The 18,022-nt window shown below is 52.4% G+C and carries 20 protein-coding genes; 8 read left to right on the top strand and 12 right to left on the bottom strand.

The window, feature by feature from the left end:
* Nucleotides 1-17 precede the first annotated feature (17 nt).
* Both SYNC_RS13275 and cobA read left to right on the top strand, forming a co-directional pair.
* Nucleotides 18-704, top strand: a complete 687-nt coding sequence (locus tag SYNC_RS13275; RefSeq protein ID WP_011620784.1) for a DNA mismatch repair protein MutS — start codon at nt 18-20, stop codon at nt 702-704.
* 11 nt (nt 705-715) lie between these two features.
* Nucleotides 716-1,489: a uroporphyrinogen-III C-methyltransferase gene (gene cobA, locus SYNC_RS13270; protein ID WP_011620783.1), complete on the top strand. Its 774-nt coding sequence runs from the start codon at nt 716-718 to the stop codon at nt 1,487-1,489.
* A gap of 65 nt (nt 1,490-1,554) precedes the next feature.
* Here cobA and moaB read toward each other — a convergent pair whose 3' ends face one another.
* The gene (moaB, locus tag SYNC_RS13265; protein ID WP_041426808.1) at nt 1,555-2,085 is read right to left on the bottom strand and encodes a molybdenum cofactor biosynthesis protein B; all 531 of its coding nucleotides are present in this window, start codon (nt 2,083-2,085) and stop codon (nt 1,555-1,557) included.
* Between the two features lie 59 nt (nt 2,086-2,144).
* On the opposite strand from moaB, the gene SYNC_RS13260 reads away from it, so the two are divergent.
* Both SYNC_RS13260 and SYNC_RS13255 read left to right on the top strand, forming a co-directional pair.
* Complete coding sequence (locus tag SYNC_RS13260; protein ID WP_041427155.1) at nt 2,145-2,399, top strand: MoaD/ThiS family protein; 255 nt, start codon at nt 2,145-2,147, stop codon at nt 2,397-2,399.
* Nucleotides 2,362-2,841 carry a molybdenum cofactor biosynthesis protein MoaE gene (locus tag SYNC_RS13255; protein ID WP_193328834.1) on the top strand — a complete coding sequence of 160 codons (480 nt, stop codon included), beginning with the start codon at nt 2,362-2,364 and terminating at the stop codon, nt 2,839-2,841. Before SYNC_RS13260 ends, SYNC_RS13255 begins: the two co-directional genes overlap by 38 nt.
* A gap of 8 nt (nt 2,842-2,849) precedes the next feature.
* Here SYNC_RS13255 and SYNC_RS13250 read toward each other — a convergent pair whose 3' ends face one another.
* The 4 genes from SYNC_RS13250 to SYNC_RS14880 are packed head-to-tail and all read right to left on the bottom strand — an operon-like array spanning nt 2,850 to nt 5,093.
* Nucleotides 2,850-4,109, bottom strand: coding sequence for a molybdopterin molybdotransferase MoeA (locus tag SYNC_RS13250; protein ID WP_011620779.1), 1,260 nt, complete (start codon nt 4,107-4,109; stop codon nt 2,850-2,852).
* A complete protein-coding gene (gene moaC / locus SYNC_RS13245) occupies nt 4,093-4,569 on the bottom strand; it encodes a cyclic pyranopterin monophosphate synthase MoaC (protein WP_011620778.1) in 477 nt (158 codons plus the stop codon). Before moaC ends, SYNC_RS13250 begins: the two co-directional genes overlap by 17 nt.
* Before the next feature lie 2 nt (nt 4,570-4,571).
* Entirely contained in the window at nt 4,572-4,892 is a 321-nt protein-coding gene (locus SYNC_RS13240) for a hypothetical protein (RefSeq protein ID WP_011620777.1), read from the bottom strand.
* Between the two features lie 27 nt (nt 4,893-4,919).
* On the bottom strand, nt 4,920-5,093 hold the full coding sequence (locus SYNC_RS14880) for a hypothetical protein (RefSeq protein WP_167897250.1): 174 nt from the start codon (nt 5,091-5,093) through the stop codon (nt 4,920-4,922).
* A 112-nt stretch (nt 5,094-5,205) separates the two neighbouring features.
* On the opposite strand from SYNC_RS14880, the gene SYNC_RS13235 reads away from it, so the two are divergent.
* Nucleotides 5,206-5,661 carry a nitrate reductase associated protein gene (locus SYNC_RS13235; RefSeq protein WP_011620776.1) on the top strand — a complete coding sequence of 152 codons (456 nt, stop codon included), beginning with the start codon at nt 5,206-5,208 and terminating at the stop codon, nt 5,659-5,661.
* On the opposite strand, the gene SYNC_RS13230 is transcribed toward SYNC_RS13235, so the two are convergent.
* Nucleotides 5,642-7,870: a molybdopterin oxidoreductase family protein gene (locus tag SYNC_RS13230; protein WP_011620775.1), complete on the bottom strand. Its 2,229-nt coding sequence runs from the start codon at nt 7,868-7,870 to the stop codon at nt 5,642-5,644. The two genes, SYNC_RS13235 and SYNC_RS13230, sit on opposite strands and share 20 nt — an antisense overlap.
* Nucleotides 7,871-7,947: 77 nt before the next feature.
* Entirely contained in the window at nt 7,948-9,510 is a 1,563-nt protein-coding gene (locus SYNC_RS13225; protein ID WP_011620774.1) for an MFS transporter, read from the bottom strand.
* A gap of 256 nt (nt 9,511-9,766) precedes the next feature.
* On the opposite strand from SYNC_RS13225, the gene SYNC_RS13220 reads away from it, so the two are divergent.
* The 3 genes from SYNC_RS13220 (at nt 9,767) to SYNC_RS13210 (ending at nt 11,953) form a co-directional block, all read left to right on the top strand.
* Nucleotides 9,767-10,348, top strand: a complete 582-nt coding sequence (locus SYNC_RS13220; RefSeq protein WP_011620773.1) for a molybdenum cofactor guanylyltransferase — start codon at nt 9,767-9,769, stop codon at nt 10,346-10,348.
* Complete coding sequence (locus tag SYNC_RS13215; protein WP_041426807.1) at nt 10,345-11,397, top strand: GTP 3',8-cyclase MoaA; 1,053 nt, start codon at nt 10,345-10,347, stop codon at nt 11,395-11,397. The genes SYNC_RS13220 and SYNC_RS13215 overlap by 4 nt, the downstream gene beginning before the upstream one ends.
* 64 nt (nt 11,398-11,461) lie before the next feature.
* Complete coding sequence (locus SYNC_RS13210) at nt 11,462-11,953, top strand: hypothetical protein (protein WP_011620771.1); 492 nt, start codon at nt 11,462-11,464, stop codon at nt 11,951-11,953.
* On the opposite strand, the gene SYNC_RS13205 is transcribed toward SYNC_RS13210, so the two are convergent.
* The 5 genes from SYNC_RS13205 to ureC form a co-directional block, all read right to left on the bottom strand.
* Nucleotides 11,941-12,840 (bottom strand): transglutaminase family protein, encoded by a 900-nt coding sequence (locus SYNC_RS13205; RefSeq protein ID WP_011620770.1) that lies wholly within the window; start codon nt 12,838-12,840, stop codon nt 11,941-11,943. The genes SYNC_RS13210 and SYNC_RS13205 overlap by 13 nt on opposite strands.
* Nucleotides 12,825-13,823, bottom strand: a complete 999-nt coding sequence (locus tag SYNC_RS13200; protein ID WP_011620769.1) for an alpha-E domain-containing protein — start codon at nt 13,821-13,823, stop codon at nt 12,825-12,827. The genes SYNC_RS13205 and SYNC_RS13200 overlap by 16 nt, the downstream gene beginning before the upstream one ends.
* A complete protein-coding gene (locus SYNC_RS13195) occupies nt 13,817-15,289 on the bottom strand; it encodes a circularly permuted type 2 ATP-grasp protein (protein WP_011620768.1) in 1,473 nt (490 codons plus the stop codon). The genes SYNC_RS13200 and SYNC_RS13195 overlap by 7 nt, the downstream gene beginning before the upstream one ends.
* 256 nt (nt 15,290-15,545) lie before the next feature.
* A complete protein-coding gene (locus SYNC_RS13190) occupies nt 15,546-16,313 on the bottom strand; it encodes a type 1 glutamine amidotransferase (RefSeq protein ID WP_011620767.1) in 768 nt (255 codons plus the stop codon).
* Entirely contained in the window at nt 16,310-18,019 is a 1,710-nt protein-coding gene (gene ureC, locus SYNC_RS13185; protein WP_011620766.1) for an urease subunit alpha, read from the bottom strand. The genes SYNC_RS13190 and ureC overlap by 4 nt, the downstream gene beginning before the upstream one ends.
* Nucleotides 18,020-18,022 lie beyond the last annotated feature (3 nt).

Raw genomic sequence — 18,022 nt, 5'->3', positions numbered from 1 at the left:
TAGTTAGTCATGCATGCATGAATGAAAACCACCTGACTAGATCAGTTCCAGGGGCTTCAGATCCGTGGCCGTTGTTACGGAAACGTGGCGAATTGAGTGGTGGAACTGCCCTTCGTCTTGTGATCCATGGACGTTCAGGTGGATTGATATCCCCTTGCTTGCAGCAGATTGTGGATGCTGTGGCTGAGCGCCGAACGGCCCCAGTTGAATTGGAAGTGCTGACTGCAGAGCATCCATCGCCTGTGCAGTGCGATAGCCAGTGGCTTGTCCCTCTGCTCCTACTGCCTGGCAGTCATGCACGCAGTGACGTGCCGCTGATTCGTGAGCGCTTGAAGGCTGAGGGTGTTGTTGTGAAGTCGCTTCCTTTTCTTGGCGCTTGGGATTGTTGGTGGGGTCTCATGTCGTGTTGGATTGCGGATGTTGCTGCGAAGCATCCTTCTATGGCTTTGGTTCATCATCCATTGAGGCCAGGGCTGTCTGATCGTTTCCTGGCTTCAATTCAGGCTCGTTTTGACTTGCCTGTGGTGCCGTTTGATGTCTGGGACCAGTTTGCTATCGACCATCCCAACGTGGTTCCATTACCTCTTTCGTTAGCGCCCAATCGGATGTCTGAGGCGTTGCGTCAGGTTGGTGGCCTGCCATCCCTCCTTGAAAATCCCCAGCTTCGTCAGGGACTTATTCATTGTCTTGCCCTATTGCCGTGACTGACTCGACCATGACGGGCACTGTGTATCTCGTTGGAGCTGGACCAGGCGATCCTGATCTGCTCACCGTGAAAGCTCATCGCCTACTGCAATGTTGTGATGCCCTCGTCTACGACTCATTGGTTCCAAGTGAGGTTCTCGAACTTGTTCCCGAGACCTGTGAGCGACACTTTGTCGGCAAGCGCCGAGGGCACCATTCCGTGCCTCAGCCCAGTACCAACTCAGTGTTGGTGGCCTTGGGTCAGCGCTATAAAACGGTTGTGCGCTTAAAAGGTGGAGATCCCTTCCTGTTTGGCCGTGGTGGAGAGGAAGCAGCCCATCTGGTTTCCCATGGCGTTGCAGTCGAGGTTGTGCCTGGCGTGACGGCCGGGATTGCGGCTCCCGCTTATGCCGGAATACCGGTGACGCACCGACGAGCAGGCTCGTCGGTCACCTTTGTGACCGGTCATGAGGAGATCGATAAACGTCGTCCATCAGTGAATTGGCGTGCTTTGGCGACCGCAAGTGATGGCTTAGTGATTTATATGGGTTTGCATAATCTCCCGCGTATTGCTGAGGAATTAATCGCTGGCGGCCTTGACGGCGACACACCTGTTGCTGTGGTTCAGCAGGGCACTGTGGTGGGTCAACGCTGTCTAAAGGCACCCCTACGCGAGGTGGCAGAGGCCACTCGACTAGAACAATTTGCTTCACCTTCCATCGTGGTGGTGGGAGATGTGGTGAACCAACAAGTGAGTGCCTGTGCTCCTGAGCCAGCGGCGGTCACGATGCCGATTCCATTTTGAAGTCCGCTCCTTTGGCACCAGCGACGACCCAAATCAGCAAAACGTCTCAATCACCTAATCAGGATTCACGGATCAGGATTCGCTGTGGCTTTCCAAGATGCTTCCCGTAATCGCGGCAATAGTTGCACGAGGTTGCAGGGACGCGTGTTCGCGTCCAATTGGCTGGAGATCAATCGGTCCCAAGCTGTTTGAACGGCATCTAACGAACCGGGAAGAACAAAGATGATGGTTCCATTGGCGACGCCTGCTAGGCAACGACTTTGCAATGTGCTCGTTCCAATGCTCTCGTAGGAAAGAACGCGAAAGAGTTCACCAAAACCGTCGATGGTTTTGTCCAGCAATGGGGAGACTGCTTCTGGGGTCCCGTCTCGGCCTGTCAGGCCTGTTCCGCCGCTTGTTATCACTACATCAACGGTTGGATTGGCAATCCACTGACTGAGTTCTGAGCGAATCTGATAGCGATCATCAGGGCAGATCCGTCGGTCACTGAGTTGATGACCTGCGGCTGTGAGGCGTTGTTCCAGTGCGTCACCGCTGGTGTCTTCCGCCCTGGTGCGGCGGTCGGAAATGGTGAGGAGTGCAATTGAGAGGGCCAGCTCCAGAATCGCGAATGCAAGATGACGCTAGAACGAATCAGGACTTGCAGTTGTTCGCTATGACGAAATCTTCGGAGAGAACACTCCAGGTGTTGTTGTTTGCTTCGCTTCGAGATCAGGCTGGTTGGGATGAACAGTGTATTTTGCTTCCCGACAAAGATGTTGTGACGGCTGATGATATCTGGCATCAATTAAAACTTGGACCTCGTCCTGCCTCTGTTCAGATTTCTATTAATCAGCGGTTGGTGAATTCGCTTACCCCTGTTCAAATAGGGGATGAAGTTGCTTTTCTTCCACCCTTTACTGGAGGTTGAAGGGTTGATGCAAAAACTGGAAATAACAGTTGAGATTCATAGCCAACCCTTTGATCCTTGGATTCGGTTGTCTGAATGGTCATCAACTGCCGCTGCTTCAGCCTCATTCAGTGGACGTGTTCGAGATGTGGCTGAAAATGGGATTTCGCTTGAAGCGCTTGAGCTCACGCACTATCCAGGACTGTGCGAAAGCTTGATCCGTGAGGATGCGGAAAGGTTGTTGATGCTGCATGGTGCGACAGGAGCGCTTGTGATCCATCGGGTTGGACGCTTATCGCCTCATGAGGTCATCGTGCTTGTGGCTGTTGAGGCTGATCGCCGTGGCCCTGCGCAACGTTGTTGCATGGCTTTGCTTGAAGCGATTAAGCATCAGGCCCCTTTTTGGAAAAAAGAGTGGAGGAACGGACAGGGCTCGTGGGTTAGCGGAAATACGCCACTTTGAGCTTCTTCTTAGAGGAGGCGGGATCGTATGAGTTGCGCCCAAAGACTCTCGCCGGCTTCTAACCCTCCTGTTTGTGCGGGAATCTCCAGCAAAAGATCGCTCTGAACCAGGGAGCCAATGCGGGATGAGGCTTGAGAGTCGCTCACCCGCGCCATTAGTTCTCCATTGGCATTGACCTCCAAGCGAGCGCGGGCTAATTCGGGGCGGCCAGGCCGACGAGCCAAAGCGTTGGCCAGTTTGACTTTGACGCGTGGAAAGTACTCAGGCTCCTGTTGACCCTCCAAGATCTGTAAGGCTGGCCAGAGCAGTTGCAGGGCGGTGACCGCTGCAGCCACTGGGTTTCCAGGGAGGCCAAAGAAAGGCACGGATCCTTTCTGGCTTTTGATGTGCCCGAAGGCAAAGGGGCGCCCTGGTTTCAGAAATAGTTTCCAGAAACTCACCTGCCCTAATTCGTCCACCAGCGTTCGGATCCAGTCACTGTCACCTGCTGAAATCCCCCCTGTGCTCACCACAACATCACAGGTGTTGCTGAGCTCAGCTAACGCCCGCCGCAAAGCTTCTGGTTGGTCGGGAACCACGCATTTTGCATGCACCACTTGGTGGAGGCTGTTCAGGATCGTCTCAAGCAGGGTGCTATTGCTTTCCCATATGGCTCCTGCTCGTCGCTCTAGCCCGGCTGGCACGAGCTCATCCCCGCTGATGAGGAGGCCAATGCGAGGTTTGCGATGGACTTCAAGCGTGGCTATGCCGCAACCTGCTAAACGTCCAAGCTGGGAAGGCGTCAAGCGCTGGCCAGGATTGATCAATAGGTCCCCGGCTTTGCATTCCTCGTCTTCGGCTCGGATCCAGGGTTGATCCGAAACTTCAGCAGCCAAGGTCAGTTGCGTTTGGCTGGTCTCCACGCATTCCTGTGGCAAGACCCAGCCTGCTCCTTCTGGGAGGGGGGCACCGGTCAAGATTCGGATGGCTTCACCAGCGTTTAAGACCCGATTAAATGGAGAACCAGGGGCTGATCGACCTTGCAGAGCCCATTGCTGGCCGACTGTCGGTTGATGGTATTGCCCTAAGGCATACCCATCCATGATCGAGGCTCGGAATCCTGGGATCGAGGCAGGAGCATTGATTGACTTGGCATTGACGCGCCCAAGCGCCTCCTGGAGAAGCACGGTTGTGAGGGCATTGATCGGGCTGATGTCTTCGAGAAGGCGATGTCTGGCTTCGCTAAGAGGTAACCCTTCGCGCCCATAGGGTTCAGCGGGACCAGGCACCGTTGCGACCTCCATCTTTATGGGTGAGAGCGATCTGACCCAAGGTCATCCCTGGATCAATGGACTTGAGCATGTCGTAAAGCGTGAGTAATCCAATGGACACTGATGTCATCGCTTCCATCTCAACACCCGTGCTGTTTGTTGTGCTGCACCGGCAGCACAGGATGAGGCCCGGTAGTGAGGAATCCGGTTCAATCGTGACTTCCACTCCACTGAGTGGTAACTGGTGGCAAAGGGGAATCAGTTCCCAGGTCCGTTTTGCCGCCTGTATGGCAGCGACTCGCGCAACAGCAAGGAGATCACCTTTCGGTGTGTTTCCGGAACGGATCAGTTCCAGCGTGGTTGGCTGCATTTGAAGGCAGCCCCTAGCTGTTGCTTCGCGTTTCGTTGGACGGCGATCACCCACGTCAACCATGTGAACTTCACCTGCTGTGTTGAGGTGAGTGAGGCCTTCTTCCATGTTCAGCGGTTTCCTAAGGCAGACCACAGTGTTGCCTCAGATCCCACAACTGGATCGACTACGGCTTTTGGCGATGCGTTGATGGCTGGTGATGACGAAAGTTCCTCCACCAACTCGCTGCGGGATCCCATATCGGCCCAGAGGGTGGCTGGTGAAGCAATCACTGGCTCCACTTTTGCGTTGGGTCTATTGCCGTTGCTCGCAACCCCAACTTGACTTCGCACCATTTGTACCGCAAGCGACCCAACAATGAAGGCTCCTAGAAAGCCCGTCGCTATTGCGATTTGGCTGCGATTTCCTGTAGAGACGACCCCAGAGTTCATGCCTAAATTGAAGAATTCAGACTCTCACTATGGAAACGTGTTGAGTGAATCGCTACCAAATGAAGGAAAAGCTCCAGGATAATTCACATTCTTAACGCCGTAGGGCGTGCCTGCATGTGCATTGGCTTCGCTGGTATACCAGCCGTGAAGAGAGCCAAGAAGAAGTCCAAGTGAAATGGCTAAACGCACAGAAGAGGTCATAAGCTCGAAAAATCTTCTCTTTGAATGTTGAAGTTCGAGGTTGCGATTGAGACCATTTTCGGGAGCGATGTCTATAAATGGTTCAACATGAACAATTTATGTCGTTGAATGCATGAATCAAGCCAGTCATTGCTTTGGGTTTGAGAAAGATTTTGTTGGGAACTGGCGTTGCATTCCTCTTTGTGTACGCCGGAAGCTAGATCTCATCGGCGTCAAGCTGAAATTGAGCCATTGGCTTGAGTTCACTCAGGAACAGCGCCAAATGCTTGTGGATTGGCCTGATGAATTACCAGCATTGAATGAGTTGCGTAAGCACTTGCGACTTCTGACTCGGTTGATGGCAGAGGGGATGGCTAAAGACTTGCCGATTGGGGTTGATGAACCATGGCAAGTGTTGGGAGAGCTACCCAGCATTGTGCAGGAATCGGCTCGAAAGAAATCGATTGAGATCAGTGTTAGCCAATGGGCTTCTTTGTTCGAATTAGAGCGTTTTGCTTTGTGTAAGTTGGCGCGCCCTGGCCATGATCACCACAACTTGGATGCTGCTTTCAACGAAGTGCTGGGATGATCATGCGCCGCAAAATATCTAGGCGATTGCCATGCTGTTCGATGGGTTTGATAACTGAGACGGCTGGGGCCACGATGACGGCACTGGCTTTCAATTCAGGTTGCTTCGAAATGGGGCAAGCATGGTCATGCATCAGCGCATTGACCTCACAGGCGTGAGTTTGCGTAAAACCCCAATGCATCGGAAGAAACACCGTGCCCTTTCGGATCTTGTCTGTGACCAGCACGCGAGCGGTGAGTTGACCGCGGCGTGAGCTGATGGCCGCGAGTTCTCCATGTTGAACAGCGAACTGATCGGCATCCTTTGGGTGAATCTCAAGCAGAGGTTCGGGGTGCATCGTTGTTAAGCGCTTCACCTTCGCGGTGCGCGTCATGGTGTGCCACTGCCCCAGATATCTGCCAATGGTGAGAACCAGTGGGTAGGTGTCACAGGGTGGTTCTGCAAGACCAAGCGGTTGGTCGGTACAGAATCGTGCACGTCCATTCGCGGTTGAAAACTTTTGATTGGTGTAGAGCCGTTTTGTCTCTTGAGATGGTGAACTGTCTTGTGGAAATGGCCATTGTTGTGGCCCTTCTTTGGCCAAAACGTCATGACTTAACCCTGAGACATCACATAATCGCTTTTTCGTTAGTGCTGTGAATTCTGCATAGACCTCAGCCGCAGAATCGTATGTAAATTGTTTTTCAAAACCAAGCCGCTTTCCGATCTCGGCAAAGACCTCCCAATCAGCACGGCTTTCTCGATTGGGATTCCTAAATGCAGGGCAGTAAGTAACCCTGCGTTCAGAGTTGGTCATGGTTCCTGATTTTTCACTCCATTGAGCAGCTGGTAGAAGTAGGTGAGCGTAATGCGATGTTTCTGAGTCTGTATAAGCTTCACTAACAACGACTAATGGGCAGCGCTTCATCGCTGTTTTTACGCGTTCAAGGTCTGGCATGCTCACGAGAGGGTTGGTCGCAGCGACCCACCACAAATCCAGCTCTCCTCGTTCCATCGCCTCGACCTGTTGCCAGGCCGTTAGGCCAGGATTGGGAGAAATTTTCCCTTTGGGAAATCCCCAGGTTTGCTCGACTTCAGCGCGGTGCTCTGGGTTCGTGACTTGGCGATATCCAGGAAGAAGATGGGAGAGGCCACCTGCTTCTCTGCCTCCCATGGCGTTGGGTTGCCCTGTCAGTGAAAAAGGTCCGGCTCCTTCCTTGCCGATTTGTCCTGTTAATAAGTGCAGATTGATGATTCCACCCACGACGGCGGTTCCTTCTCGCCGTTGATTTACTCCCATCGACCAGAGGCTTAAGACTTTTTCACGACGATGAAAAAGTTGGGCGACTTCCCGTAGGCGTTTTTCAGGAATGCCACAAAACAAGGCCACCCGTCTAGGCGTCCAGCGGGCTACGACATCAAAAAAGGAGTCGTAGTTGTCTGTGCAATTATCGATAAATGTAGGGTCCTGTCCGTTTTCACGCATCACCAGGTGGGCGATGCCGTGAAGGAGGGCAAGGTCACTCCCAGGAGCTACCGCCAGGTGGATGTCAGCAGCCTTTGCGGTATCGGTTTGGCGTGGGTCAATTACCACGATGGTGACAGAGCCAGGATGTCTTTTTTTACGTTTAAGTAATCGTTGAAAGAGCACTGGATGGCATTCAGCGGTGTTGGTTCCGATGAGAAACGCCACAGTGCAGTGGTCTAGGTCTTCATAGCTACATGGGGGACCATCTGAGCCCAAGCTGCGGGTATAACCCGCGACGGCAGAACTCATGCAAAGTCTTGAATTGGCGTCGAAATTATTAGTTCCTAGCGCTCCTTTGAGTAGTTTTTGAGCCAAATAATAGTCTTCGGTATGGAATTGTCCGGAGCCATACATGGCGATGGAGTCTGGTCCCTTGTATTCCAGGCTTGTTTTGATTTGGCTTGAGATGCGCTCAAGAGCTTCATCCCAACTGATCGGTTGGAAGTCATCATCAAGACTGGTTCGACCGAGGGGTTGATCCAGGCGGCCCCTCGATAGGGTTTCTCCGACTGTGGCCCCCTTGATGCAAACTTGACCGAGACTTGATGGATGCTGTCGATCTCCTCTAGCCGTCCACATGGGGGTTCCATCTGCATCTCGCCTGACGGCCTCCCCCTTTTTTGCTGGTGGTTGTAAGTCCAAACCACACCCCACTCCGCAATAAGGACATTGACTGCGAATGGATGTGGTTTGCTCTGCCATGATTTGAAGATAGGTATTTAGAAACACCCGGAGTCAATGACGCCGGGTGCACTGCAGTTATGAATAGGTATATGGAATCAGTTGTTGGCGAATTCAGGACTCGCTGTTTCCCCTTCATGTAAGTCATCGAAGGAACCCTTAGGTTCTTTGAGGAAAAAGAAGCAGAAGAAAGCAACAATCAGGCCAGCGACCCCCAGAACTTGGAAGAAAGCACTATTGGAGGCTGCGATGATTTCTGGTGAAGGATCTTTACCCCCACCCATCCACATCGGAAGCAGACTAAAAATCGTTAGATAAGTCACAGCTCCGACGTTGCCGTATGCACCAACCAAACCAGCGACTTGGCCCGTGACGCGACGCTTCACCAACGGAACAAGTGCAAACGTAGCCCCTTCTCCTGATTGAACGAAGAAGGAGGCAAGCATGGTGATCAACACAGCAATGATGATCCCTGTCGTTCCGCTGAACGTGCCAGGTTTGATCATGCTCATCACGAGATAACCAATCCCTAGGCCTCCTGTTAAAAATGCCATGGTGTTCTTACGACTGCCGAGTTTGTCTGAGATCAGACCACCAGCTGGGCGAGCGACAAGATTCACAAAAGCAAAGCAGGAGGCAAGGATTCCAGCGGTTGCCTTGGGTAGATCAAAAGTGGTTTCGAAAAATGTTGGCAACATCGATACGACGGCCAACTCTGATCCGAAGTTCACAATGTAAGTGAGTTCAAGAATGGCAACCTGCTTGAATTCGTAGCGATCTTCTTTGGGGTACGTCTTCGTACCCATGATTAGCTCACGATTGGTGCGAATGATTCCCCAGGTCTGAAAGATAAACCAGATCAGAACAGCCCCTAGGGCTAGTGGGTAGGTTCCTGCATTCAGGAAGCCAACTTTTTGTAGGCGCCAACAAAGCACACAGAGAATGGCGGCAAACGGTACATTCATCCCCAGCAAACCCCAGAAATCACGCATCGATGTGACTTCCAAGCCTGCTGTTCGCTCAGGCTTTTGATAAGTCTTACCAGGAGGTGTATCGCTAACGTTGAAGTAATAAATAAAGCCGTATACAGCAGAAATAATCCCTGTTAGAGCAATGGCACCACGCCAATTAAGGACAGCGCCTGATGGCAGCTCGAAGCCGCCTGAGAACGAGAGCCATCCGGCCAGTCCTACAAGTGTTAAAGCCGAGAACGCTGATCCGAAATTGCCCCATCCGCCATAGATTCCTTCAGCTAGACCGATCTCTTTCGGTGGGAACCATTCGGCAACCATGCGGATCCCGATCACAAAGCCTGCACCCACGATGGATAAAAGCAGGCGTGCAACAACTAATTGATTGAAGTCTTGGGCTGAGGCGAACATCAGGCAAGGAATGACTGAAAAAACCAGCAGGCTGGAATAGGTCAGTCGAGGCCCGTATTTGTCGAGGAGCATTCCAATCAGAACGCGGGCTGGGATCGTGAGGGCTACGTTGCAAATGGCAACGGTGCGGATTTGACCGAGAGTTAATCCCAAATCGGCCTTAACGGTGGTAGCCAAGGGCGCCAGGTTGAACCAGACGACAAAGGTCAGAAAAAATGCGAACCAGGTGAGATGAAGAGTTCGGTATCTCCCCTGGAACGACCAGAGTTCTCCAAGCATGGGGAATTAATAAAATTGGAATAAACCCCGGTCTCTTAAAAAACGCACTCAGGATTCAAAAAACGGCGCATATGCAAGCCGATCATTCACTAAACCATCCAATTGTGATTTGCATGGTTGTCTCAGATACGGAATGGCACTTGATCTGAGGACTTCAGTTGAGTGATAAAGGGATTGCCTGTCGCCTAATGGTCGTATTCGCTACACAACTGTTCCATGTGCCGATTGATGATGTCTATAGACGGGTTTCTAACAAGTGGGCACCCTGTTGGCGTGTGTCCTCTGCGGTGGTTCCAGTCGCCGAATGGGCCGAGATAAAGCTTTGATCCCCCATCCAAAGGGAGGCTGTTGGTTGACTCACACTGTCGATTTGTGCCTCCAACTTGGTCTTGAAGCAGTTGTCGTGAGTTCGAGCCCCAGTCACCATGCGCTTGTTTCAAAACTGGAGGGTGTGGATTGCAAGTTAGATCCTTCCCCTGGGAAGGGACCTCTTGCTGCGATGCTCGCCATGTTCGATCAGGACGAAGCCCAAGGCTGGTTAACACTGCCTGTTGATATGCCTTGGTTGGAGACTGAGCTCCTTGTTGCCTTGATTGCAGCCTGGAACGAACAACCCACTTTGGCTGTAGTCGCTCACGATGGTCATACCCTTCAGCCATTGTTTGGTATTTATCCCAATTCCTCTCTTTACCGAGACAGCATCAAATTTCAAATGTCTGCCGATGAGCGAAGTTGGATGAAATGGCTAGAAAGGGTTCCGTATCGGACTCTTGGCTTCCAAGCAGAATTTTTGCGTAATGCCAACTGCCCTGCTGATCTTGCCCCGTTTGGGACATGACGATGCCCTCGCCAGTCACTGATCGTCTTGCAAGGCCCCTTGGGGTTTTGAGGCTTTCGCTAACGGCACGGTGCAATTTGTCTTGCCCTTATTGCTGTCCAGAAAGTATTGAGCCGCCCGGTTTACTTACGACCGCAGACCAGCTGCGCTTAATTTCTGCTGCTTGCCGATTAGGTGCCCACACTCTTCGCTTGACCGGTGGTGAACCTTTGCTCACCGAACGCCTTTGGCCGCTTCTTGATGCCCTTTCGCTTGGAAGGCAGACGGCTGCTCACCCCTTCAGCCGTTTGAAAGAGGTTGCTATCACGACCAACGGTTCTCTTCTAAACGACAACAAGGCGAGACGGTTGCGAGCTGCTGGAGTGGATCGCATCACGATCAGCTTGGATGCCGTAGATGGCGCAAGTATCGCGCGAATGGCAGGTTTGCGTTCTGGCCCTGAGGCTGGGAATGCCCTGTTCGCGAGGGTATTGGCTGGAATTGATGCCGCTCGTGCTGCTGGATTTGATCCTGCGCAAGGCGGCCTCAAGCTCAATGCCGTGATCCAACGCGGCTTCAATGATGATCAGTTGATTCCATTGGCGCGTTTGGCCAGGCAACAACGGTTGCAGTTGCGTTTGATCGAATATATGGACGTTGGCAATCGCAATGGCTGGTGCCGTGATCAGGTCATGCCTGCTCAGGAGATGATTCAGCTCCTTCATCGCCATTGGCCGATTCAACCTATTGGTCGACCCGTTGCTGGGACGAGTCGGCAGTGGTCGTATCAAGATGGTGGTGGGATTGTGGGTACGATTGCCTCCATTAGCGAGCCTTTTTGTTCCGATTGCAACCGCTTAAGGATTACAGCCGATGGTCAAGCTTTTACCTGCTTGTTTGCCAGTGAAGGCACCGATTTGCGTCAGTGGCTTCGTGAGGATGTTGCAGATTCGTTGCTGCAAAACGCTCTGAGCGAGTTGTGGTCTGTACGGTCGGACCGTTTTAGTGAGCAGCGTGGGTTAGAGCAGCCAGTAAACCATCATGCCGAGATGGCTTATTTGGGTGGATGAGTGGCATCCGCTACGGATTAAACGAGGTATAGGCGTTAAAGCTAACTACTAATTTTTCGTTGAGATGTTTGAGCTTATTCCTTACACGCGATTTCGCGATACCCCATCTGTTCGCTTTTTTGATGTCACTATTGCTGACTCGAATGCTCGCGACTTAGTGATACATCGTGGACCAGCTGTGAGTCCGCCGGATGCTGAAGAGAGTGGGGCTTGGCAATTTTATCTCCATCCTCACCAAGACGACAATCTGCTCGCTGCAAGTGGTGGACGAACCTTCTACTTGGTGAATTTGGCTTGGGCGCAACCTTTTCACATCGTTCGTTTGGAAAGCGGGGGAGACATTCTCAATATCCCAAGAGGAACATTTCATCGCTCTTTATCGGATCCTGATGGGTCTGTTGTTCTTAATCAGGCCATGCGAAATCCAAATGCATGTCTCGACAGAGAGTTTCGTGTTTACAACAGCCTGAAGATTCCAAGGCTTTATCAAGCAACGTCACAAGCTGCAGCACCTCCTCTTTTGCATGGTCTTGAACCTGTCCTTCAGGCTGCTTGAGCTGTCTTCATCGCAGTGTCGTCGTGCTTCACGTCTGCGATTTGTGCCTTGATCGTCCAGTTGAGTGTGCTGCTTGTATTTGGTGGGCCAGAGAAGTTTCCAGAAACAGCTGCAGTTAGTTCTGGTTTTGATGAGCTGGCCAGGACGATATAGCGCTCGTTGATTTCACTTCCAGCGCTTGGGTCAAAACCACGCCAACCGGCTCCTGGAAGATAAATTTCGGCCCAAGCATGTAGGTCATAGTCAGCAGGAGGAGGATCGATGAGTTGATACCCGCTGGTGAATCGTGCTGGTAGCCCAACGCTTCGACAACATTCCACCATCAACATGGCTAAATCTCGGCAAGAGCCCACTCTTTCTCTCAAGGTTCGGCCAGCTGGCCAGGCTGGACCTAAATGTCGCTCGGTGTATTTCACCCTGTCTTGAATGGTTCCCATCAGTTGGATCAAAAACGGCAAGGTTTGCTGGTTCCCGCCCATTAATGCGTCTTGGGCTAGGGCGACGGCTGACGGATCGTGCTGACCGTTAGGCAGCCAGCCCTCTAGTGCACCGTGCAGGTCACGATTGAGATGTCCGCGGGGATAGGGGAGCGGAGGATTGAGTGGGTTGAAGCATTCTTCAAGGGGCATTGCCACTTGGGTTTCCACTTTGCTGTGAGCTTCAATGCATAAATGACTTGTCGTACCTTGAAAGCGAACCCGTCGAATCTCGTCTCCACTTGCTGCTACGAGCGCGTGGTGATGGCTTGGTTCTGGAGAGACGATCAGCCTGTGCTCGAGTAGCCGCTGATGACCATGACCTCTTGGTTGGAGACACAGTCGGTGATCACCAAGGCTGATCGGTGCGTCGTATCGATACGTGAGGTTGTGAGTTAGCTCAATGAGCATGAGGGATCTTTCGAAATGGTTGAGAGGTCCTGAGGTGTGAGAGCTGGGGTGGTGAAATAGTTGTTATGAATGAGCCCATGCAGTTGATTGAGATCGTTCTGCAGTTGATCAATCGCTTCATGCAATCCGCGGTTGATGAGTGGTTCGATGCGAACGTAACTCCACTTGGCTACTAGTTGCCCGCGTAGGCATTCGAGATCGTCAGGTGATCCTGGAATGGGGTTGTGTTGAATGCACTTAAGGGTGTCGTTGATCTCTTGTAGGCAAAACCGTACGGATCTGGGAAAAATCGGATCAAGCAGAAGAAAACGGGCCACCGACGTGGGACTGATGGCTTGTTGGACGCTCTGCCGATACATCTGATAAGCCCCAGCGGAACGGAGAAGAGCAATCCATTGCAGCTCATCCAGCACGCCACCTACTGCGTTCGGGTCAGGCAGCAGCAGAAAGTACTTCACATCAAGAATTCTCGAGGTTTTATCAGCCCTTTCGATGAGCCGACCTAGGCGGCTAAACAACCAGGCATGATCGCGGCTGAGTGTGACGTCAGTAATGCCATAAAAAAGTTGGCAACCACGACGAATCGTGCGCAGTTGCTCTAAGTCTGGTTCTCTCCAAAGGACTTCTCCATCCTGAAGACTCCAAAAAAGTTCATTGATGTGTTCCCACATCTCTGTAGAGATCACATCGCGGATCTGACGGGCGTTCTCACGGGCATTAGAGATGCAGCTCACAATGCTGTTTGGGTTGTTGCGGTCAAGGAGCAGAAAACCCCTTACATCCTGTGGCGATCGACGTGGATAGCTTTGATCGAAAAGCTGGCGATCACCGCTTGCATCGATTAATGGCAACCAGGGTTCAGCATTGCTGCTGGGATTGTCTAAAGACATTGCTTCGCTTACTTCAAGAAAGCGAGAGATGTTTTCGGCGCGCTCCACAAAACGGTTGATCCAATAGAGGGAGTCCGCGACCCGGCTCAACACGGCATGGCCTCCCGATGTTCAACGGGTGCGTGATGATCGGTCACCACCCAGGTGTCTTTGCACCCGCCACCTTGGGATGAATTCACGACTAAAGATCCACGTCTTAAGGCGACGCGGGTGAGTCCACCTGGACTGACCCAGTTCCTTTTTCCGCGCAGAACATATGGACGCAAGTCCACATGACACGGATAGAGTTCACCCTCACTGAGAGAGGGAACGGTCGAGAGTTGCAATGTGGGCTGTGCAATGAAATTGCGTGGATGGGCCTTGATCTTCTCGGCAAAAGCCTCGATTTCGCTTGTTGATGCGTGGGGGCCGATCAACATCCCGTAGCCACCAGCTTCAGCGACTGATTTCACGACGAGTGAGTTGAGGTGTTCCAGCACGTAGGTCAAGTCATTTGGCTTTGAACAGAGGTAAGTGGGCACGTTGTCGATGATTGGTTCCTGGTCGAGGTAGTAGCGAATCATCTCGGGCACGTAGGCATAAATAAGCTTGTCGTCGGCAACACCTGTGCCTGGTGCATTGGCGATCGCTACGTTTCCTTTGCGCATTGCGTCCATGAGGCCAGGCACTCCAAGGACGGAATCTCGGCGGAACACTTTGGGGTCCAGAAAATCATCATCAATTCGTCGATAGATCACATCGATACGTTGTAATCCTGCTGTGCTGCGCATCCATACATGTTCGTTTTCGCAGATCAAGTCTCTGCCTTCCACTAGTGTGATTCCCATTTGCTGTGCGAGGTAGCTGTGTTCGAAATAAGCACTGTTGAAGACTCCTGGAGTGAGAAGAGCCACCCGTGGGGTTTCACTCCATGGGGCTAGATCCTGAAGTGTTCGTAGTAAATGGGAGGGGTAATCATCGATTGCTTGGATTTGTCGCCCTTCAAATAGACTCGGAAATAATCGCTTCATGACACGACGATTTTCGAGGAAATAAGCAACCCCTGAAGGGCATCGTAAGTTGTCTTCTAGTACTCGCCAGTTGCCATCCCCATCCCTGATCAAGTCCAGTCCAGAAATGTGACACCATCGTCCCAGAGGTAATGAAATACCTTGCATTTCTGGACGCCAGCCTTGGGAGCTTTCAACGTCTTCCCGTGGAATGACGTTGTCATTGAGGATATTTTGTGGTCCATAAATATCAGCCAAAAAATGATCAATTGCATCCAGCCGTTGCAGCAAACCCTCTTCCAGAATCACCCACTCTCGTTTGTGAATCAGTCTTGGTAATGGATCAAAAGGGAGGATTCGTTCGTCTGCATGTGCTCCTGAGCCGTTGATTCGGAACGTGGCTCCTAGGCGTCTTAACAGATTGCTGGCGCAGGCATGATTGTGTTGGAGCTCGGCCATGCCGATTTGGCCCAGCGAGTTGAGTAGAGGCTCCAAGTCAGCACGTGGGGCAGCCTGCTTTTTGCAGAAATACTCGTCATATCCATGCGATGGTTGGTATTCCTTGAACATCGCATGAATCGTTGTTTATCACTCCTATCCAATCGCTTTGAGCCCACCTTGGCAGGTGTTGTTTGCTACTGATTTCTAAATTGCTGCTGTAGAGCTGACTTTTGTCCTCTGCTCCTGATCAATTGTTTGAATAAATTGGACTCGAATACTTCTTTTTTAGGCCTAAGCGTGATTTGCCTGAGCCATTTGTAAGTGGTGTTAGCTTCAGCTTGAAGCTCTTGTAAGGGTCACTTCATTGTTGGCCCATTTGGCCTGTTTATGGTTTGGTTGTGCGTGCAGAAAGGAGTCTCAAGGTATTTCTGATCAAAATTCGTCCTTGTTGTTGCACTGATTCACCGAATCTCTCATTGTCTTGTCTTAATCGCTCGGGCCCATCCGGCCCTATGGCGCTCACGATAGTTTCATGGTCCTCTTGAATCCAGCGCTCGAGATTGGACCTGCTCAGTTCAAAGTGACATTGCAAGCCAACCGCATGTTTGGCAATTCGGAACGCTTGTTCTGGGCAATGAAGTGATGAGCCCAGCAAGGTTGCTGTTGGAGGAAGCTGGATGCGATCACCATGCCAATGCAGCACTATTTCACTGGGTTGTAATCCCTGTAGGAGTGGTTCGCTACTTGGCTTCGTGAGCCAATGAATGGATCCGTAGCCAACCTCTTTCAAGGGTTGAGGTGGTAGTCCCACCTGCAATGGTTGCACCCTGCCACCAGCAGCGACCGCCAAAAGTTGAGCGCCAAGGCAGATTCCCAGCACGGGATTGTTGTGTTGATGCCAACGAGTGAGCCAGTCCAACTCCTGTTGCATCCAAGCCAGCGACTCTTGATGTCGGTCTCCGACACTCATCGGTCCTCCGAGTAGAAGAGCGATTGTGTTTTTAGTGCTGATGGGGTCGGGGAGAGGCTCCCCCTGATCAGGGCGAATCGTGTGAATGCTCATCCCTTGCTCCAGTGCGATTTCCGCAACGAGATCAGGGCCTTCTCGATCGATGTGCTGCACCACCAGCAAGGTTGGGGTGGTTGTGTTCAAAGCAGCAGATAGCGTTGGGCGAGAGGCAAAACCTCCGCTGGTTCACAGGTTAGGAGCTCGCCATCGGCAAACACCTCATAGGTCTGTGGATCCACGCTCATGTTTGGTAGTGCAGAGTTGAGCTTCAGAGCACTTTTGCCAACTTCACGCGTGTTTTCTACGGCAATACAGGTGCGCTTCAGTCCAAGTTTGCTTTGGATGTTGTCGTTCATGGCCGCATCGCTCATGAAGGTGAGGCAACTGGGTGCAAGCGCTTTTCCGAAGGCAGCAAACATCGGTCTGCCGTGGACTGGACCAGGCGTGGGGATTGAGGCATTGGCATCACCCATTTGGGCCCAGACGATTGACCCGCCTTTGACAACAAGTTGAGGTCGTATTCCAAAGAATCCTGGTTTCCAAAGCACGAGGTCGGCGAGTTTGCCTGTTTCCACGGAACCCACCTGACTGCTGATGCCATGGGCGATTGCTGGGTTGATCGTCACTTTGGCGATGTAGCGCTTGAGGCGGTGGTTGTCGTTTCGGCTTGAGTCTTCTGGTAAGGCGCCGCGTTGAACCTTCATTTTGTGGGCTGTTTGGAAGGTGCGTGTGATCACCTCTCCCACGCGTCCCATTGCTTGGGAGTCGCTAGCGATGATCGAGAAGGCGCCTAGGTCGTGAAGGATGTCCTCAGCAGCAATGGTTTCGCGGCGGATGCGTGATTCTGCAAAGGCCACGTCCTCTGGGATTTTTGGATCAAGGTGATGGCACACCATCAACATGTCGAGGTGTTCCTCGAGAGTGTTGCGGGTGTAGGGCCTTGTTGGGTTGGTGCTGCTTGGCAGCACGTTCGCTTCTCCGCAGATTTTGATGATGTCTGGCGCATGCCCGCCTCCGGCACCTTCGGTATGAAAGGTATGAATCGTGCGTCCCTTGATGGCTGCGATGGTGTCTTCCACGAAACCGGCTTCATTGAGCGTGTCGGTGTGGATGCAAACCTGCACATCCATCTGGTCAGCAACGGACAGACAGGCATCGATCGCGGCAGGTGTGGTGCCCCAATCCTCGTGAAGCTTCAGGCCACAGGCTCCCGCTCGTACTTGTTCCTCCAAGGCTTCTGGAGTGCTGGCGTTTCCTTTGCCGAAAAAGCCCAGGTTCACGGGAAGTCCTTCTGCTGCCTGCAGCATTCGGCCGATGTGAAATGCACCCGGGGTGCAGGTGGTTGCATTAGTTCCGGTGGCGGGTCCCGTGCCACCGCCCATGAGTGTGGTCACCCCGCTAGCGAGGGCCGTTTCAATTTGTTGGGGGCAGATGAAATGGATGTGCGTGTCGATTCCCCCAGCGGTAAGGATGTGCCCTTCACCAGCAATCGCTTCGGTGCCCGGCCCGATCACGATGGTGACGCCTTCCTGGATGTCGGGGTTGCCGGCTTTGCCGATCCCAACAATGCGGCCATCCTTGAGGCCGATATCGGCCTTGACGATGCCCCACCAATCAAGAATCAGGGCATTGGTAATCACGGTGTCAACGGCTCCCCCAGCCCGCGAGGTTTGGGATTGGCCCATGCCATCGCGAATCACCTTCCCGCCTCCGAATTTCACCTCATCGCCGTAGGTGGTGAAGTCCTTTTCCACTTCGAGGATGAGTTCGGTGTCCGCTAGGCGAATGCGGTCTCCAGTGGTAGGCCCATAGGTTTCGGCGTAGGCCTGGCGAGAAATGCGGTAGGGCATGAA

The sequence above is a fragment of the Synechococcus sp. CC9311 genome, assembly GCF_000014585.1.
GTDB lineage: Bacteria > Cyanobacteriota > Cyanobacteriia > PCC-6307 > Cyanobiaceae > Synechococcus_C.
The sequence above is the reverse complement of the archived record's forward strand: the minus strand, read 5'-3'. Positions and strand labels throughout refer to the sequence as shown.

Coding starts and splice junctions, on each gene's coding strand:
- SYNC_RS13225 (WP_011620774.1), bottom strand. CDS start 9,510: ATGCTTGGAGAACTCTGGTCGTTCCAGGGGAGATACCGAACTCTTCAT.
- SYNC_RS14880 (WP_167897250.1), bottom strand. CDS start 5,093: ATGACCTCTTCTGTGCGTTTAGCCATTTCACTTGGACTTCTTCTTGGC.
- SYNC_RS13205 (WP_011620770.1), bottom strand. CDS start 12,840: ATGCTCATTGAGCTAACTCACAACCTCACGTATCGATACGACGCACCG.
- SYNC_RS13195 (WP_011620768.1), bottom strand. CDS start 15,289: ATGTTCAAGGAATACCAACCATCGCATGGATATGACGAGTATTTCTGC.
- SYNC_RS13275 (WP_011620784.1), top strand. CDS start 18: ATGAATGAAAACCACCTGACTAGATCAGTTCCAGGGGCTTCAGATCCG.
- SYNC_RS13240 (WP_011620777.1), bottom strand. CDS start 4,892: ATGAACTCTGGGGTCGTCTCTACAGGAAATCGCAGCCAAATCGCAATA.
- ureC (WP_011620766.1), bottom strand. CDS start 18,019: ATGCCCTACCGCATTTCTCGCCAGGCCTACGCCGAAACCTATGGGCCT.
- SYNC_RS13255 (WP_193328834.1), top strand. CDS start 2,362: ATGAAGTTGCTTTTCTTCCACCCTTTACTGGAGGTTGAAGGGTTGATG.
- moaC (WP_011620778.1), bottom strand. CDS start 4,569: ATGGAAGAAGGCCTCACTCACCTCAACACAGCAGGTGAAGTTCACATG.
- SYNC_RS13235 (WP_011620776.1), top strand. CDS start 5,206: ATGAATCAAGCCAGTCATTGCTTTGGGTTTGAGAAAGATTTTGTTGGG.
- SYNC_RS13215 (WP_041426807.1), top strand. CDS start 10,345: ATGACGATGCCCTCGCCAGTCACTGATCGTCTTGCAAGGCCCCTTGGG.
- cobA (WP_011620783.1), top strand. CDS start 716: ATGACGGGCACTGTGTATCTCGTTGGAGCTGGACCAGGCGATCCTGAT.
- SYNC_RS13210 (WP_011620771.1), top strand. CDS start 11,462: ATGTTTGAGCTTATTCCTTACACGCGATTTCGCGATACCCCATCTGTT.
- SYNC_RS13230 (WP_011620775.1), bottom strand. CDS start 7,870: ATGGCAGAGCAAACCACATCCATTCGCAGTCAATGTCCTTATTGCGGA.
- SYNC_RS13260 (WP_041427155.1), top strand. CDS start 2,145: ATGACGAAATCTTCGGAGAGAACACTCCAGGTGTTGTTGTTTGCTTCG.